The organism is Paenibacillus sp. MABNR03 (assembly GCF_050455445.1).
GTDB lineage: Bacteria > Bacillota > Bacilli > Paenibacillales > Paenibacillaceae > Paenibacillus > Paenibacillus xylanilyticus.
In genome coordinates this window covers 114,533-132,898 of sequence record NZ_JBCIYR010000005.1, presented here as the reverse complement: position 1 = coordinate 132,898, position 18,366 = coordinate 114,533, and the positions used below count along the sequence as shown (strand labels likewise).

Annotated in this window: 12 protein-coding genes; all 12 read left to right on the top strand. The window is 52.3% G+C overall.

What is annotated here, in order from left to right:
- Positions 1-177: 177 nt before the first annotated feature.
- The gene (locus AAIH57_RS23550) at positions 178-5,400 is read left to right on the top strand and encodes a WIAG-tail domain (RefSeq protein ID WP_430023208.1); all 5,223 of its coding nucleotides are present in this window, start codon (positions 178-180) and stop codon (positions 5,398-5,400) included.
- Between the two features lie 326 nt (positions 5,401-5,726).
- Positions 5,727-6,614, top strand: a complete 888-nt coding sequence (locus AAIH57_RS23545; protein ID WP_430023207.1) for a glycosyltransferase family 2 protein — start codon at positions 5,727-5,729, stop codon at positions 6,612-6,614.
- Between the two features lie 127 nt (positions 6,615-6,741).
- The gene (locus AAIH57_RS23540; RefSeq protein WP_430023206.1) at positions 6,742-7,830 is read left to right on the top strand and encodes a glycosyltransferase family A protein; all 1,089 of its coding nucleotides are present in this window, start codon (positions 6,742-6,744) and stop codon (positions 7,828-7,830) included.
- Positions 7,827-8,600 (top strand): glycosyltransferase family 2 protein, encoded by a 774-nt coding sequence (locus tag AAIH57_RS23535; protein WP_430023205.1) that lies wholly within the window; start codon positions 7,827-7,829, stop codon positions 8,598-8,600. The genes AAIH57_RS23540 and AAIH57_RS23535 overlap by 4 nt, the downstream gene beginning before the upstream one ends.
- Positions 8,597-9,328, top strand: a complete 732-nt coding sequence (locus tag AAIH57_RS23530) for a sugar phosphate nucleotidyltransferase (RefSeq protein WP_430023204.1) — start codon at positions 8,597-8,599, stop codon at positions 9,326-9,328. The genes AAIH57_RS23535 and AAIH57_RS23530 overlap by 4 nt, the downstream gene beginning before the upstream one ends.
- A 766-nt stretch (positions 9,329-10,094) precedes the next feature.
- The gene (locus tag AAIH57_RS23525) at positions 10,095-10,742 is read left to right on the top strand and encodes a GT-D fold domain-containing glycosyltransferase (RefSeq protein WP_430023203.1); all 648 of its coding nucleotides are present in this window, start codon (positions 10,095-10,097) and stop codon (positions 10,740-10,742) included.
- A gap of 63 nt (positions 10,743-10,805) precedes the next feature.
- On the top strand, positions 10,806-12,359 hold the full coding sequence (locus AAIH57_RS23520; RefSeq protein WP_430023202.1) for a glycosyltransferase family 2 protein: 1,554 nt from the start codon (positions 10,806-10,808) through the stop codon (positions 12,357-12,359).
- Between the two features lie 195 nt (positions 12,360-12,554).
- Entirely contained in the window at positions 12,555-13,502 is a 948-nt protein-coding gene (locus tag AAIH57_RS23515; RefSeq protein WP_430023201.1) for an aminoglycoside phosphotransferase family protein, read from the top strand.
- A 196-nt stretch (positions 13,503-13,698) separates the two neighbouring features.
- The gene (locus tag AAIH57_RS23510) at positions 13,699-13,977 is read left to right on the top strand and encodes a glutaredoxin family protein (protein ID WP_175395061.1); all 279 of its coding nucleotides are present in this window, start codon (positions 13,699-13,701) and stop codon (positions 13,975-13,977) included.
- Positions 13,978-14,273: 296 nt separating this feature from the next.
- Complete coding sequence (locus AAIH57_RS23505) at positions 14,274-15,611, top strand: LLM class flavin-dependent oxidoreductase (RefSeq protein WP_175395060.1); 1,338 nt, start codon at positions 14,274-14,276, stop codon at positions 15,609-15,611.
- A gap of 134 nt (positions 15,612-15,745) precedes the next feature.
- Positions 15,746-17,386, top strand: coding sequence for an ABC transporter substrate-binding protein (locus AAIH57_RS23500; protein WP_430023199.1), 1,641 nt, complete (start codon positions 15,746-15,748; stop codon positions 17,384-17,386).
- Between the two features lie 42 nt (positions 17,387-17,428).
- Positions 17,429-18,361, top strand: a complete 933-nt coding sequence (locus AAIH57_RS23495) for an ABC transporter permease (protein ID WP_430023198.1) — start codon at positions 17,429-17,431, stop codon at positions 18,359-18,361.
- Positions 18,362-18,366 lie beyond the last annotated feature (5 nt).

The window sequence follows — 18,366 nt, the reverse complement described above, 5'->3', positions numbered from 1 at the left end:
CAGCCGCCTTTCATCTATAGCCGAGTACAGCCTATTTCCCATGGACAGGTACCTTGTTCGCATTTTGACTTGCACATCCATCCAACGTTATCGGCAAAAGTCGTGATTTGAAGTGGCAGATGCCCATATCGAAGCATATGATGCCGGAGACGAACGTTAGAGGAAGGAGCAAGCTGCATGAGTAAAAAAGGCAACAAGAAGGTTCCTACGCCGAAACTGCGGCATGTGAGCCCCAAGTTTAAAGAACTGGAACTGACCGAACGCCGTGCAGGCACATTGAACCCAGGTTCCACCCAGAATAGGGAAGAGCGCATAAATACCATAGCTAATCAGGCATCGGAAGAATTCCTATACGAATCAACGGAACTCCCTGCTTCCATGAACGAGCTGGAAGATCTGGATATCCCAGATGAAACGGTCGAACCCGAACCCGTAGAATCGGATAGCAAGGAAGCCCAGACGGACGATAGCTCGGAAAAGCAGATTCAGGTCAGCAGCGTGGCTTCTCTTGCTCTGGAAGAGCAGAGCATCAACAAGCAGGAGACCACAGGCAGGGACCGGTTGGAGGTCCTGAACCAGAACCAGATGCCGGGTCATACCGGACACTACATCTATACAGATGATCTGAGTGATTTTGCGGTGACGGAGAGCAAATTGGCTCCGTTCTCTGTGGATGAATCCAAGCTGAAACCGGGTGCGGTCGGCAGTGAAGCATTGCAGGATTACGCAGTGACCAGCATTCACATTGCAGATGGGGCAATTGTTTCCGCCAAACTGGCAGAAGCATCTGTATCCGATGAGCATCTCATTGACGGCTCTGTATCCGGAAATAAATTGCGCAATGCTTCCATTGCCGGCGAGAAAATCAGAGATGGCAGCATTACCTCGCAGAAGCTTGGCAACCAGGTAATCGATTCAGCCAAAATTGCCGACGGATCCATCGGTACAAGACATCTCAGCCGTATGCTGGTCACGGAAGATTTAATCAAGAATCATGCCGTAACCGGAGACAAAATTGCGATTAGCGGCGTGGATACACGGCATCTCACGGGAGGCGCTGTGCATACGTCCAAATTGGCCGACGATGCGGTGACTACATCCAAAATTCGTGAAGGTGCTGTTACGGGCAGCAAAATCGAAGAACAATCGATCGAGTCTCACCATATACAGGCAGGCGCTGTTAAACAGACTCATCTGGCAGAAGGGTCTGTCGGCCGTTCACAACTGTCCATTGGCAGTATCGGAAGTGACCAGATTGAGGATGGATCGATACAAACCAGACATTTAGCTGAGGGTTCACTCAGTGGAAAACACTTGCTGGATGGTTCCATCGGTTCGAACCAGATTCGCGCTCAGGCTGTGGGGAAAGAGCAGCTTGGCAAAGGCGAAGTGGGCAGTGAGCATTTGGCGGAGGGAGCTGTAACCAGCAGTAAACTCGCGGACCAGTCGGTTGGAACAGCAAAATTGCTGGAGCAGTCGATTACGGCTTCCAAGATTTCAGACCAAAGTGTCATTGCTTCCAAAATTGCAGATGAAGCTGTGCAGGGCAAACACCTTGCCAAAGGGTCCATTCGTGCGGAACATATCGTCAACCGGGGAATCACGCCGGTACATGTGGACAATTCCGCGATTCACTCCATTCATATTGCAAGTGGAAGCATCGAGGTAACTCATCTGTCCACCGGTAGTGTAACCGGAGAAGCGCTCGCAGATGGCGTGGTATCCGAGCGGCATCTGGCTGAGGCGGCGGTGGGTACATTTGAGTTACAGGATGCTGCAGTGACAGACGTCAAGCTCGCAGACGGAAGTGTGACAGCAGAAAAACTTGGAACGGCATCGGTTAGCAGCAGAGCGCTTGCTCCGGGAAGTGTTGCATCCTCGCATCTTGCGGGTGGTGGTGTCACGGGTTCACATCTGGCTCCGGGAAGCGTGGGGTCCGAGGCCCTGAGACCTTATGCCGTGAAATCGGAGCATCTGACGGAACATGCAGTAGGTGTTCCACACCTTCAACCGGGCAGTGTTGAAACAGAGGCCATTGCAAGGGCAGCTGTCACAACCGACAAATTAGCTCCCGGTAGTGTAACTTCGGCCCAGCTGGCTGGAGGGTCCGTTTTTCCACCTCATCTGACAGATCATTCGGTTACCTCACCAAAGCTCTCACCAGAGAGTGTTGCCACGGATAAACTGGCGGATTTTGCTGTCACGTCAGCCAAACTGGCCGACGGCAGTGTGACTTCTTCCAAGATTATGGCTGAAAGCATTATCGCCAAACATATTCCAGCAGGAACCATACGCGGCTATCACCTGAAACAGCATGCCGTATCCCTGGAACATTTGTCGGAGGAGATACGTTCACCGGAATTATTCGCCGATGGCAGTATTACAGGCAGCAAACTGCGGCATGGTTCGGTCACTGCCGACCATTTGACAGCTGACTCCGTATCAGGGACAGAGTTGCAAAAGGCAGCCATAAGCAGTGAGCACCTTCAGCCATCCATTGTGCAATCCGAGCATCTGGCCGACGGCAGTGTGAAGTCTGACCATCTGGGTGATCACGTTGTGAACTCACAGCATCTGAAGCCAGACATTATTCATGCGGAGCATATTGCCGAACAGGTCATTACATCGCATCACCTGGCTCCGGGATCTGTCGAAACAGACCACCTGGCACCGTTATCCATCACTGCAGCCCATCTTCAACCAGGCTTGATCAGTGGCCTGCATCTTCAGGCAGAGTCGACAAGTGCTGTTCACCTGCAGCAAGGAGCTGTACATTCCCGTCATATTCAAGATGGTGAGATTCTGCCCCATCATATCCAAGAACGCAGCATCGGAACGTCTCACCTGGAAGAAGAAGCGGTAAGTACGATTATATTGCAGGAAGGATCCGTAACACGTTCCAAATTGGCGAGTGGCAGTGTAGATGGCAGCAAATTAGCCGCAGGAACGGTGGATGCGATCCATATTGCAGACGAAAGTGTGCAGTCCCGTCATATCCAGGAGGGAGCCATCCATGCGGATCATATTCAAGAGAGCAGCATTGGCCCAACTCATCTGGAAGAGGAATCGGTAAGTGAGTTCCATTTGCAAAATGGATCTGTAACGAGTGCCAAGCTGGCGGACAGTAGTATAGACGGCAGCAAATTGCTCGAAGGTACGGTATCAGAGAGCCATATTGCACCCGCAAGTGTGCACTCCGGGCATATTCAGGAAGGTGCAGTCCATGCTGATCATATTCAGGAGCGGAGCATCGGCACATTCCATTTGGAAGAGGAAGCAGTAAGTGCAATTCATCTGCAAAATGGATCCGTAACAAGTGCCAAATTGGCTGACGACAGTGTAAATGGAAGCAAGTTGCTCGAAAATGCGGTATCGGGAATTCATATTGCATCCGAAAGTGTGCAGTCTCGCCATATCCAAGAAGGAGCCATCCTTGCTGACCATATTCAGGAGCGGAGCATCGGCACACCTCATCTGGAAGAGGAAGCAGTAAGTGCAATTCATCTGCAAAATGGGTCCGTAACAAGTGCCAAATTGGCTGACGACAGCGTAAATGGAAGCAAGCTGCTTGAAGGAGCGGTATCGGATATCCACATTGCAGAGGATAGTGTGCAATCCCGTCATATTCAGAAGGGAGCCATCCTTGCTAATCATATTCAAGAGCGCAGCATTGGCACTGCACATTTGGAAGAAGAGTCGGTAAGTGCAATCCATTTGCAAAATGGGGCTGTAACGAGTTCCAAATTGGCCGATGGCAGTATAAATGGCAGCAAGCTGCTCGAAGGTACGGTATCCGGGATTCATATCGCCGCGGAAAGTGTGCAATCCGAGCATATTCAGGCAGATGCCATCCATGCCGAGCATATTCAGGAGCGCAGCATTGGCACAGTCCATCTGGAAGAAGAGTCGGTAAGTGCAGTTCATCTGCAAAATGGGTCCGTAACGAGTGCCAAACTGGCCGATGGCAGCATAAACGGCAGCAAGCTGCTCGAAGATACCGTATCGGGAATTCATATTGCACCGGAAAGTGTGCAAAGCCGGCATATCCAGGAAGGCGCGATCCTTGCTGACCATATTCAGGAGAACAGTATCGGCACGTCTCATCTGGAGGAGGAAGCAATAAGTGCGGTTCATCTCCAAAATGGATCTGTAACGAGTGCCAAATTGGCCGATGGCAGCGTCAGCGGCAGCAAATTGCTTGAAAATGCGGTGTCAGATGTTCATATCGCAAATGGAAGTGTGCAATCCCGCCATATCCAAGAGAAAGCCATTCATGCGGACCATATTCAAGAGCGCAGCATCGGGATCTCTCACCTGAAAGCGGAATCGGTAAGTGCCATTCACCTGCACAATGGTTCCATAACGAGCGCGAAACTGGCTGATGGCAGTGTAAACGGCAGTAAATTGCTTGAAGGTACGGTATCGGCGATCCACTTGACAGACAAAAGTGTACATTCTCGACATATTCAGGATGGAACGATCCTTGCTGATCATATTCAGGAACGCAGTATTCGCACAATCCATTTGGAAGAGGAATTGGTAAGCGGAATTCATCTGCAGAATGGATCCGTAACGACTGCCAAACTAGCCGACGGCAGTGTAACCGGCAGCAAACTGAGTGACCAAAGCATTACCTCCAATCACTTGAATGCGGGAATTGTTGGTCCGGCCCATCTGAGCGAAGAGATCTGGAATGCGATTCGTCAGTTCAGTGGAGAAACGCTGGAACAGCTGGCAGCGATCAAAAGACAAGAGGCATTGCTTCAAGAAGGAAGTGAGGCTGCAGCGCCATCACAGCCGGCAGTTGTCGTGCAACCCCCAAGCGATGATCTGAACGAAACACAGACTCTCCAGACGTCGGTTCAGGACTTGGGGCAGCAACCAGATCAGCCATCGCAAGTTAACGAGCTTGAAGAATCATTGCCAGATTCATTAACTACAGCTGACACGGTCCAGCCACAGCTACAGCAGCCAGAGCCTGAATTTGCACAAGAGATCAGTGAAACTGCGGAGTTCAAGCTGAGTGAGCAATCGGTTAAGCAGGAGCATCTGAGCGATGGAATTGTCGGAAGCAGCCAATTGCAGCATGGAGCAGTGGAACCTGAACACCTGTCATTCCAGCCTGTTCGCAGTGTAAGCAGTCAGCCTGTTGTTCAGCAGTTCGGCATGGAGGCTTTTATTCTGCCTGAAAATGAAGAATGCGTTGAGGTGACCGTAGCATTTGAGCAATCATTTGCATCAGAACACTACGTAATTGTAGGAATGAGTAATGACCGGGGGTTCCAGGTGTCATTGCTGTCCCAGAGTGAAGATGAAGCGGTATTGGAAGTTTACCGGACCGCAGGTTGCAAGCACACCTATGGCTTGTTGTCCTGGATTGCAGCCGGACCTTCCATTTAATTAAGAAGAGCCAGAAAATAACCATTGTAGAGACAAGAAACACAAAATGATTGTCATGACTTTACGGACAAAGGCGGTTCCCGGTATGGTCCCGGGACACCGCTTTTGTTTCTGTATCGGCCTGATCCTTTTATAAGATGGAAGCCGGGTAGCGTATAAGCATTACAGAGGAATGATGCCTGAAAGACAGGGGTGAAGAATTATTTTTCCTGACAGAAGCTTGAGCAATTCAAGGACAAACGCCGTTTCCACTACTCCATGAATACATAGAATAACGTGTACTCCCTTGGCATGTTGTGTATTTTTTTGGGAGGGAGGTGACAGTTTTGCAACATCGTCGAAGTACCGTTCATTCAGCCGCCAAACCCGTGTCCCGAAAGAGGAAACCGTTGAACAAACGGCGTATCAAGTCGGTGATAAGAAATAGCAATAAGGCTCACAGATACGTCATTCCTACACCACAGGAGGAGACGAATCCATACATCCCTACACTCTCGGTCATTATTCCGGCGATGAATGAAGAAAAGACGATTGGCAGAGTCATCCGTCAGGCACTTCGAATCTGCAGGGATTCCGAAGTGATTGCTGTTGTTAACGGATCAACGGATGGCACAGCAGCAGCGGCACAGGCGGCAGGCGCGAGAGTGCTCTTGTACACCGAGGCGCTGGGCCATGATACAGGAAGACGAATGGGTGCAGCGGCAGCCCGCGGGAGGGTCCTGCTGTTCACGGATGCGGATATACCGATTCCCGCAGAACAGCTCGCTCCCTATGTGCAGGCTATATTGAAAGGGACGGATGTTGCGCTTAACGATTATGACGGTCCCGTTACACGTATCCCTGTGCATCCGGTCGTGGAGGCCAAGCATGTCCTGAACAGCATCCTGGCCAGACCGGACCTGCAGGGAGCTTCAATGACAGCCATTCCGCATGCATTAAGTCGCAGGGCACTTGATGCTGTCGGCATCCATTCGCTGGAGGTCCCTCCGCTTGCACTTGCCAAAGCAGTCTCAAGTGGATTGGAGGTACGTGCCGTTCATCATGTGCCTGTAGGTAAAATGAATGCGGTTCGCGTAAAACGGCGAAGCGGGCCGGATCCGCTGAGCCAAGTGGTGCTGAATGATCATCTGACAGCGATCAGGTGGATAACCGACAAGCTCGGTCCACGCGGAGGATATTCCGATCTGCAGCGTGTTCGCTGCCTGACGAGGTGAGTATTTTGCATCCCATCCAACAAGCGACTTCCAGGCGGCAGGATAAAAATATACCAGGGTTAATTCATCCCAACCTCTTGCCCGGGAGCGTCAGGATCGAATGATGCAAAATGCTGGAGGTGAGAAAATGAAGGGACGTACGAGGGCTGTCCGCCACCGTCGGACGATGAAAAGACAGCTGGCATCAAGACGGAAAAAGCCGGGGAGAAGACGGCCGAATGGTTCGGCAGCCAAAGGACCAGGGCTAAATCTGAATGCAATCTGGAAGTCGGGATATCAAGCCGGACTTGATGCGCCTGAAAATAGAGCGATGACTGCCGAGCATGCACGTCATTCCTGGCGTGAACACTGGCAGTCCATCTCGGGAAATACCGGAAGCTATGAAGCTGCCATGCAGGCAGGGAAAGCATATATGCAAGGTTACGTACATGCTGCAGGATATCCGGTGGATATCGTTCCGGTGCCCCTTCATCATTCGGCTGCTGCCGTTGTCTGTGCGTGCAATGAAGAACGGACACTCGGCAAAGTAATGGCACAGTTAAAACGCTTGCCGCTGAAGGATATCATTGTCGTGTTGAACGGAACAACAGATGACAGCCTGAATCTAGTACTGGCCGAGTCCGGTATAACCCTTGTGTATGAGCCGGATCGGGCAGGACATGATGTAGGCCGTGCACTTGGAGCCAAAATGACCGAAGCGGAAGCGATCCTCTTTGTGGACGGGGACATGGTGCTTCCGGCAGAACAGCTCGCCCCTTTCCTGTATGCAGTTGACCGGGGAAGCGATGTGGCCTTGAACAATCTGTCCTCACTGCTGCCGCCGTTTGCCCGGCAGGATGAAGTGAGCCGAATCAAGGCCTATCTCAACCGTACGTTGGGCAGGCCGGACCTGGAATCCAATTCCCTGACGGCCGTCCCGCATGCCCTGTCTCGCAAAATGATCCAGACCGTTAAGCCTGAATCACTTGCTGTACCGCCGAAGGCGCAGGCCATGGCGATCCGGCACGGTCTGAACGTAACGGCACCCTGCCAGGTGGATGTGATTCGCTCCAATCGCCTGCGTACAACTAATACAGGCAGCGGCAATGAAGTCGCCGGATTGATCATCGGGGACCATCTGGAGGCCATCGCAACCTGGATGGCGGGGGCAGGGCATGAGGCGGATTCGCGGACATTATCCCGAACCGAAGTGGCTTACAGGAGGAACGTCCGATGACACTGACAAGTATCATTATTCCGACGTATAACGGACTGGACCTGCTGAAGCCATGCATTGATGCGATCCGGGAGCATACCGGAGCCCTTACACCGTATGAGATTGTGGTTGTGGATAACGGTTCTGTCGATGGTACGGCTGCCTATTGTGCCAGGGAGCGAGTTCGTTTTGTCCGATTGCCGGAAAATCGTGGCTTCCCTGCAGCCTGTAACGCTGGGCTCCGTGCGGCATGCGGTGATGAGCTGCTGCTGCTGAACAACGATGTCACCGTGACCCCGCGGTGGCTCGAAAATCTTCGTACCGGACTGTACAGTGAAGCAAACATCGGTATCACGGGTCCTGTCACGAATTATGCAAGCGGTATTCAGCAAGTTGATCTGGATTTCGGGAGCATGGAAGAATTTCAGAAACTGGCGGAAGCCAACAATGTTTCTGATCCGAACAGGTGGAAGGAAGTCAGCCGCATCGTTGGACTGTGCATGTTGTTTCGGCGGGATGTCATGACGTCCATCGGCTTGCTTGACGAGGCTTATTCCCCGGGACATTATGAGGATGATGATTACTGTTACCGGGCTCGCATGCAAGGATATCGGCTGCTTGTATGCAGGGATGTGCTTGTGCATCATCAAGGCAGCGCGAGTTTCCAGAAGACGGATCCGGCTGCCTGGAAGCAGTTGCTTGAGCGCAATCGCTCGATTTTTATTCATAAATGGCATGTCGATCCTCTTGAATATATTGAGACATCCGATGAGGGAGGGAATGTGGAATGAAAGGTGTAATTCTTGCTGGCGGAACGGGAACGCGGCTCTATCCTCTGACGCGGCTGATTAACAAACATCTGCTTCCGGTCGGTAAACATCCGATGATTGTGTATGGCATCGACAGACTCCGTCAAGCGGGGATTGAAGATATTCTGATTGTGATGGGCAAACATTCGGCAGGGCTGTACACGGAATATCTGGGTGGCGGAGCCGACCTTGGTGTCCGGTTGACATACCGGATTCAGGAGCAGGCGGGAGGCATTGCCGAAGCACTGGATTTGGCAAAGTCTTTTATTCTTCCAGGGGAAAAGTTTGTGGTGCTGCTGGGTGACAATCTGTTCAGTGATGATCTCAAACCTTACGTTGATCGCTATGTGCAGCAGCCGTCAGGGACGGCACGTGTGCTGCTGAAAGAAGTGGATGATGCCAGACGTTACGGTGTGCCCGTGTTCGATGTGAAGCATCCGGAACGCATATCGTACATTGAGGAGAAACCAAGCGAGCCAAAAACCTCCTACTGTGTGACCGGAATTTATATGTACGATGATCATGTATTCAACCTGATTGGCGGCATCGCGCCGTCTGCACGCGGAGAGCTTGAAATTACGGATGTCAATAATATTTATGCCTCTGCTGGAGGCTTGGAGTACGACATTTTGCAAAAATACTGGAGCGATGCAGGGACCTTCGAATCGCTGCAGGAAGCTGCAGTCCGCATGAAGGGACAACTGCCATAACATCATGCGCCTGATGCAGCCGCTGTGAGGTGCCCATGGGACCCGAAATCCCCTGCGCCGGAGCTGGAAGGAGGCTCCGGCGCTTTGTGCAGCGGCGCTCCTCGTGCATGCCAAGGGAGGGAATGCCATGAGAGTAGCGAAACGGACCGGGCACTCGGAAGCCAAGGTGACAGGTAAGCCCAGGGGTACTCACCCGGCAGCGTTTCAAGGCCAAGGCGTTCTGATGGTTACGGGAACCACCGGAACCAAGCGTGCAGCCGCCAAGCCAGCCAATCGCACTGCACGGGCCCGGGCGGGTACCGGTGCTGGCGTGCCGCACAAGCCTGCCGGCAGGAAGGCCGCGGCGCGCCGCCGCAGCGCTGCTAGGCGCGGGCTTGCAGCTGCACCCGGCCGCCGCCGCGCAGCAGCCGGCCGCGCTGCCGCTGCCCGCCGCAGGCTGCGCCCGGCTGCGCGCCGTGCGCCTGCACCAGCACCGCTCCAGGCGACACGCCACCCGCACGCTGGTGGTGTCGCCCCCGCGGGGCAGGATGGCGCTGCCGCCGCACATGCGGGCAGCGCAGGGGCTCTGCCGCCTGCGGAGCCGGCAGGCGCACCCGGCAGCTACGCCGAGGGCTACCGCGACGGCGTATTCGCGGGCGGGGAGGCGCTGGTGGCGCAGCACATTCCGCCGGACCATATTCTGCCTGCCGTAGCGGCGGCAGATCTGATTGCGGCGGGTTTTCGCCAGTACGCGCCCAGCCTCACCCGTTTGGCCAGCCCCCACGAGGTGGCTGACCAGATCCGGGGAGCGCTGGATGCACAGCGCCCCCTGTCGGTCGTTCGCCTCGGGGATGGCGAACTGCTGACGCTTGCAGCCGACACGGTGCTGCCCGGCGAGCAGGTGCAGGAGCTCGCCCCGTTCCTGCCTTACGCAGGGGTGCCGCGCTCCGTTCCCGAGATTCGGGTTGCGCTAGCCGAAGCAATTCAGGGGGCGGATTGGGTCGGGGTGCCCATCTCGCGAGCGCCCACGTTTCAGGGCTTGCTATTCCCGGTCATGCGCCACTTCGGGATTGACTGGTCCCGGTTGAAGCTGACCAGTTCCACGATCAACTACAGTCTGCATCAGTCGGGACTGCTGCTGCCTGTACTGCATGGCCGCCGCGTACTGCTGATCGGCAGCCGGGCGAGCGAACTGGGTGCACTCCTTCTCAGCCGCGGGGTCCAGGTGGCAGGGATCATTGGTGCTGTCGCCGGTTTCATGGACATTCCCAGAGTGATGCAGGAAACAGCAGCGCATGACTTCGACATTACTTTGGTAGCCGCAGGTATTCCGGCCGTGGTTCTGTGCACGCGCATTGCCGGGGAACTTGGAAGGATCGCTCTGGATTTTGGACATTTGGCTGACAAATTGGTTACAGGAGAGCTTCATCTCTAATGGATAGTCTGGCGGGTGGTTTTTACGTAACACATCCGGATGAGGGGAAATGGAGGAAGCAGCGTGAGCAAACCAGGTAAATTACCCAGACAACGGCATGTTTCTGGACCCGCCGAAGTTGTTCTGCATACCGCTGGACAGAGCTCTGTGCGGAAGTCGGGACGCAGAGGGAAAGGCAAGCGGGGGGACAGAGCTGCCAAACTGTACAAACAAGGTTACAGCAGGGGATACGATGAAGGAGTACGGCAGGGGCAGAGTTCATTTGGACTGGTATTTGAAGGAGTCAGCATCATTATTCCGACCTATAATCAGCGGGAGTATGTCCTCAAGTGTGTATCCAGTATCGAGAAACATACGCCCGCTCCCTACGAAATTATCGTTGTGGATAACGCCTCCAAGGACGGTACAGCTGAAGCGATGCTGCGCAAGGGCGGCATGGTGAGGGTGGCTGCACTGGACGTCAATCGCGGATTCGCCGGAGGTGTCAACCAGGGCCTGATGATGGCAAGAGGCAGACATATCGTGGTGCTGAATAACGATACGCTGGTCACGCCAGGCTGGCTTGATAACATGATGGCCTGTCTTGACAGTGATCCGGAGATTGGTCTGGTCGGTCCGGTCACCAACTATATTGGCGGTGATCAGCAGATTGACGTTCCCTATTCTGAGGTACAGGATATGTGGTCTTTTGCCAGGAGACACAATCGGCCTGACCCTGATAAGCATCGGATGACCGAACGGCTCGTCGGATTTTGCTGGCTATTCTCACGAGAGCTGCTGGAGCGGGTGGGATATCTGGATGAAGGGTATGCGGTAGGCAACTTTGAAGATGATGACTGGATGATTCGGGTGAAGCTGGCAGGATACAAGCTTGCGGTTGCAGGCGATGCATTTATTCATCACTTTGGAAGTGTCAGCATGAAGGCGCTGGGCGAACAGGATTTTGCGACAGTGAACAAGGGGAACGAACAGTTTCATTCCCGAAAATGGGGAGACCCGCACGCGCTGGTCGCAAAAACATTGCAGATCGCGCAGCATATGGCACAGGCGAATTCGACTGTACCGCCCGATTCCATAAATCCGGGCAAGACCGACCCGCGGCAGCGAATTGCCACCCAGGGGAGTCACGACGGGGCGATGAAGCCAAGACGCAGCAGCGACTTTTATCCGGAAGGCAGCTTCGTATCAGATGTCAAAGGCGATGTATATCGTCTGATCGGAGGATTGAAACGCAAGTTAAATATTCCCGTACCGCGCGGAATATCTCCTGTTCAGGTAGCCAAACCGGATCTGCTCGGCATTCCTGCCGGAGATGCTGTAGTATCCGCAGGCGAAATTCAGGGGTGGCCGATTGACGTCCGACATGTGCATATCTCATCGATTCATGATTCGGCCAACGGCTGGTCGGAGGGGTGTATCGTTGCTGCAGCTGATGCGCCGGAAATCCGGTATCAGATCAGCGCAGGCAAACGCAGGAGGTTCGTAACAGTCTACGCAGCAGAAAGGTGGGGAGTCCATTCAGGTCATGTGCTGACCGTATCACCGGAACAGCTGCATGTGATTGAAGAAGGCTTGCCGATCATCGCCCCGCCGCAGCTCTTGAACGAAGATTTGTAATGTGGAGGCTTGCTGTGAACCGGATCGGCATGATGCGAGATGTAATGTGCAGCGTATTGCACCATTTCATTTCGCATCCGGGCTTTACATATAAGAATTTTATCCATGACGATTGAAACGTAAGCGGTTTCATCTTACACTATGACCAATTGAATCTTCGCAGAGCTAACTTAGGATGCGAACTAGGGATGGTGCATGATGAAGAATAAAGTTGTATTACTAGCCGAACGAATTACCCATGATTTTCTGCATGATCCAGTGAAATCATCCCATCAGATCATTGGAAAAGGTTTCGTCAATCAGGTTTGCCTCGTTGAGACGGAACAACATAAAGTGGTTGTTCGCATGAATGACAAAGACAATTATCCCACTTTTATGAAGGAAAAATGGTGCATTGAGCAAGCTGCGGCAGCGGGTATTCCTGGCCCAGAGACGTTATCCGTCGGAATCACGGACGAAACGGCATATATGATTCAAACATTTGTCGAAGGAGATAACGGATTGGACACAACCGTAGACACGACCGATATCTGGAGAAAACTTGGTGAATATGCGAAATGTATTCATTCCATCCCAGTGGATGGTTTTGGGGAACAGATGGACCCTGTCCAGGGCAGGTTTTATTCCCCTCCGCATCCGGGATCAGACGGCAGTTGGCAGGGTTATGTGCAGTACAATATCCAGAGCTTAACGGAGCATGACCCCCTGATTGCGTTTGGCGTAATCACGAAAACGGAATCGGGAATGGTACGACATTGGTTTGAAAATGTGAAAATGGAAGAGTTCCGTTTCGGCCTGTGCCATGGTGACCTCTCATTGAAGAACACGATGGTTTCCCAGACAGGACAAGTTACACTGCTGGATTGGGGAAATGCAGAAGTCACTGTTGTACCTTATGGCGATATCATACATATGATATGCTGCCAGATCCACGGGGAAGGCCCTGAACCTGAACAATTGAACGCTTTTTTGGACAGTTACGGGCTGAATGAAAAGGAGCTTGATCTGCTAAGACATGTATTGCTGCTCAAGACCTTTGATAATCTCAGATGGGCTATCGATCAAAGTCCGGATCAGGTTCATTTTTATGTTGAGATGGCCCAAAAAGTCTTTCACATGGTCAAGGAGGCAAGCAAAAAATAAGGGCTGCTTCTGCCGTTCTAAAAAAATTAAATTTAATCTTTCTATGTGGTTATAGGTTTATTCTATTAGCAGCTCCATTGACGCTTGAAGGCACGAGGAGTACATTTATAGCCATAATTCTTATTTAACAGGTAGGAATTAAAGGTCTGAGGACTTGCCTCGATCTTAATCTTGAATTCAATCAGGAGGGTTGTCGATGTCTTCATCATCCAAAAAAGTAGTGCTATGGAGCAAAACAGGCTGTCATTTCTGCGGTGAGGTCAAAGCGTTTTTGACGTCACGGAATCAGCCTTTTGTGAACATTGAAGTAGAAGGCAATGACGTGCTCAGGGATGTACTTGAAGCGAAATATGGCATTCGCCATGTTCCTGTCATTGAAGTGGGAGGGGAAGGCAAGTTTGAGGCTTTGCTGGAACCAGATCTGGAGAAGCTTGCCGCGCTTCTCGCGCAGCCGGGCGAAGCGGCAGCTGTCTGATCGGCCCTTGCAGGATAGATGAATTTCGTTGCTTCCGGCTGCGGAAAACTGCACAGGGAGTGGACTACAGGCGGGAGCGACGGAATAATGGCTCTTATTCAAAACCCTTATTTCCATATAGAAAAGTTCTATTAGTCACACGGTTGACCCTTTCACAGGGCAGTGATAAGATTTGTGAAATTATAAAACTGACCAAACTCATAGGAATAGTTAACTTTTGAGTTTTGGGGATGTGAACCTTGTGACTTGGACCTTGTTGTATCAACCTAATCCAATATAGGGAAGGCGGAATGTATATGACAGCAAAACGCAGTTTGAAATTTGGAGCCATTGTTCACGGTGTCGGAGGCAGCATGACCACATGGAGACACCCGGAGATTCAGGCGGATGCAAGTGTGAATTTTGAGTTCTACAAACGCCAGACGCTGAAAGCGGAAGAAGGCAAGTTCGATCTCGTTTTTATTGCCGACGGTCTGTATATTACCGAAAAATCCATTCCCCACTTCCTGAACCGGTTCGAACCGATTAGTCTGTTGTCCGCCTTGGCCGCAGTTACATCGCGGATCGGTCTGGTTGGAACCCTCTCCACGTCCTATAGCGATCCGTTCACTGTTGCCAGACAGTTTGGTTCGCTGGATCTGATCAGCGACGGTCGTGCAGGCTGGAACGTGGTTACCTCCCCGCTTGAAGGATCAGCCAAGAACTACAGTAGAAGCAACCACCCTACCCATCCGGAACGATATCGCATTGCAACAGAATATTTACAGGTGACCAAAGGCCTTTGGGATTCGTGGGAAGATGATGCATTTGTCAGAGACAAGGAGAGCGGTGTCTTCTTCGATCCATCCAAACTGCACACACTCAACCACGAAGGAGAGTTCTTCTCGGTACAGGGACCACTGAACATTGCCCGTTCACGACAAGGTCAGCCGGTTATTTTCCAGGCAGGTTCCTCTGATGATGGCAAAACCCTTGCTGCAAAAGAAGCCGATGCGGTGTTTACCGGACATGATACGATCGAAGATGCACAAGCCTTTTACAAGGATGTCAAGACGCGTGCTGCTTCCTATGGACGCTCTTCTGGGGATATCGTCATTCTGCCAGGCATCAGCCCGATTGTAGGACGGACGGAAGAAGAAGCCGAGCGTAAATACGAGGAGATTGCCAGTCTCGTTACAATTGACAAAGCACTGGATTATCTGGGGCGTTTCTTCGAGCATCATGACTTCTCCCAATATCCGCTGGATGAACCGTTCCCTGAACTGAACGGCATTGGCAGCAACAGCTTCCGCAGCGGCACGGACAAAATCAAGAAGGACGCCAAAGAGCAGGGATTGACACTGCGCGAAGTGGCATTGCGAGCAGCTACACCGAAGAGCAAATTCCTCGGCACACCGGAACAGGTAGCTGACAAAATCCAGGAGTGGTTTGAAGCAGAGGCAGCCGATGGCTTCATTATTCACTCGGAATTGCCAAGTGGCTTGTCCGATTTCGTGGAACTGGTCGTTCCGATTCTGCAGGAGCGGGGCATTTACCGTACAGAGTATGAGCATGATACACTCCGTGGCAATCTCGGAGTGCAGATTCCGGTGAATCGTTATACGGCAGCCCGGGAGCAAGTACAGCAGGCATAACAGTCATGACCGTCGGGGAAATGAACAGCAAGTTGTAATACTTAAATAAAGCTTTCTTGCGCATTAAAACCGACTTATCTCATAGGTTATATCAAAATAAAAATGACACCTGTATACACAGAGGGGGAAACGATATGAACAGGTCTATCGCGTGGATGAAAGTTATGGCATTGGCAGCAGTATTGGTAATGGTATTGTCCGGTTGCGGAGCGGGCGTCAGCTCCAGTGGTTCGGCTCAAGCATCTGGTGGTGAACAGGCCAGCCAAGCGGAGGGCGGGAACCTGACCTTCGCTCTCGCCACATCACCGGATACACTGGACCCTCATCGGAGCGGGCTTGCCGTGACGGTACGTGCCATCCGGACCATCTACGACAATCTGGTGGTGCAGCTGCCTGACGGTTCCATCAAGCCGTGGCTCGCCACGGAATGGAGCGTATCGGAGGATGGCAAGAGTTATACGTTCAAGCTGCGTGAGGACGTGAAGTTCCACGACGGCACACCGTTTAATGCTGAAGCCGTGAAATACAATCTGGATCGCGTCATCGATCCGGCCACCAAAGCTGCCAATTCCCTTGCGCTGATCAGACCCTATCAATCTTCCGAGGTCATTGATGAATACACCATCAAGGTGAATCTGGCGTCACCTTCACAGGCCTTCCTGGGCAACTTAAGCCAGGCCCTTCTGGGTATCGTGTCACCTACAGCTGCCAAGAAATATGGCGATCAACTGGGCAAAAACCCGGTGGGCAGCGGACCGTACACCTTCGTGAAATGGGATGAAAATGCGGATATCGTCGTCGCCAAAAACAAGGATTACAACTGGGGCCCAGAGACAGTCGAAAACAAAGCTGCACCTCATCTGGATACAATTACGTTCAAAATTGTTCCGGAAGAAGCGACTCGCATCGGTAGTGTACAGAGCGGTCAGGTGCTCGCTGCAGAGACCGTTCCTCCGCAAAATGTTGCCGCACTGAAGAATGATCCGAACCAGCAATTGCTGCAGGCCAATACGGTAGGACTGCCATATACACTCTTTTTCAATCTGCGCAAGGCGCCTTGGGATGATGTGAAAGTCAGACAGGCAGTGCAATCGGCCGTAGACGTGGAATCCATTGTCAAAACATTGTATCTGGGCAACTACGAACGAGCGTGGTCTGCACTGTCTCCTGGAATTCTGGGTTACGATGCCTCGCTGGAAGGAAGCATCAATCCGGATATCAACAAAGCCAATCAGCTGCTGGATGAGCAGGGCTGGATCAAGGGCGCGGATGGCATACGTGAAAAAGATGGCCAGAAGCTGACGCTGCGTTATGTGGATGGTTCCCCTAACCGGGAGAAGCGCAATGATATTGCGGCAATCATTCAGCAGCAGCTGAAACAGGTCGGTATCGCCGTCGAAGTTGAAATTACGAAAGACATTGCCACTGTCATTTATCAGAATTGGGACTATGATCTGTATGGAAACAGCCAGGTCAATTCCGATCCGAATGCTCTGTACGCCTTCTATCATACCAGCGCGGAAGGTGAACGTCGGACATTGTCCGGGTTGTCCGATCCGAAGATCGATCAATTGCTGGAGCAGGGGGCAGTGGAGACAGATCCGGAGAAACGCGTGGAGATCTATAACGAGATTCAGCAAGTTCTGATTGATCAGGCTGTGATTTTACCGATCTATGTATTCCCTTATACGGTCGCTGCATCGAAATCCGTGCAGGGCGTCAAATTCGATTCGCTTGGTTACCCCTTGTTCAACGACGTACGAATCCAGCCATAACATGAACAGCCCATCACGCATTCAGGAAGGAGACGACCCGGTATGGTTCAAACGATACTGACTCGGCTTGCAACATCACTATTTGTAATTTTCGGAGCTTCGGTGCTGGTGTACTGCATCATGTATCTTCTGCCGGGTGATCCGGTCCTGCTCATGCTGGATCCGTCCTCGGCTACGCCGGAGATGATCGAGAACCTGCGGGCTCAGCTTGGTCTGGATCAGCCGTTTTACATTCAGTTTGCGAACTATTTCGGCGACATGCTGCGCGGGGATTTTGGCAAGTCCATGATCAACTCCGATCCGGTGCTTCCGAAAATTCTGGAGCATTTCCCGGCCACCCTGGCTCTGACGGCACTAAGTTCCATCATTGCGATTACTGTCGGCATCACGCTAGGCGTCCTGTCGGCCATCCATCGGAATGGCGTAATTGATTTTATTGCCCGGCTTGTTGGACTATTCGGCATCTCGATGCCAACATTCTGGACCGGCATTCTGTTGATCCTGCTGTTCTCGGTGCAGCTTGGCTGGTTTCCGGCCATGGGTTCGGACGGCTTTGGTTCATTGGTGCTTCCGGCAGCCACCCTGGGGCTGGTCGGTGCAGGTTTCATCGTTCGGATGGTGCGCAACAGTATGCTCGAAGTCGTTAATGAACCCTTTATCGTGGCATTGCGTGCCAAAGGACTTACGGAGCACACGATCATGTACGTTCACGCACTCCGCAATGCCTTGATTCCTGCCGTAACCGTCATTGGCATGTTGATTGGAGATCTGCTTGCGGGAACCGTTGTGGTAGAGACCGTCTTCTCCAGACAGGGGATCGGCCGGATTATTGCGGATGCCTTGATGGCCAAAGACCTGCCTGTTGTACAGGGCGTTGTCTTTTTTACAGCGATCATCTATGTCGTGCTGAATTTGCTGGTGGATATATCGTATGCGTACATCGATCCAAGAGTCAGACGTGCAGTCCGCACATGATTGCA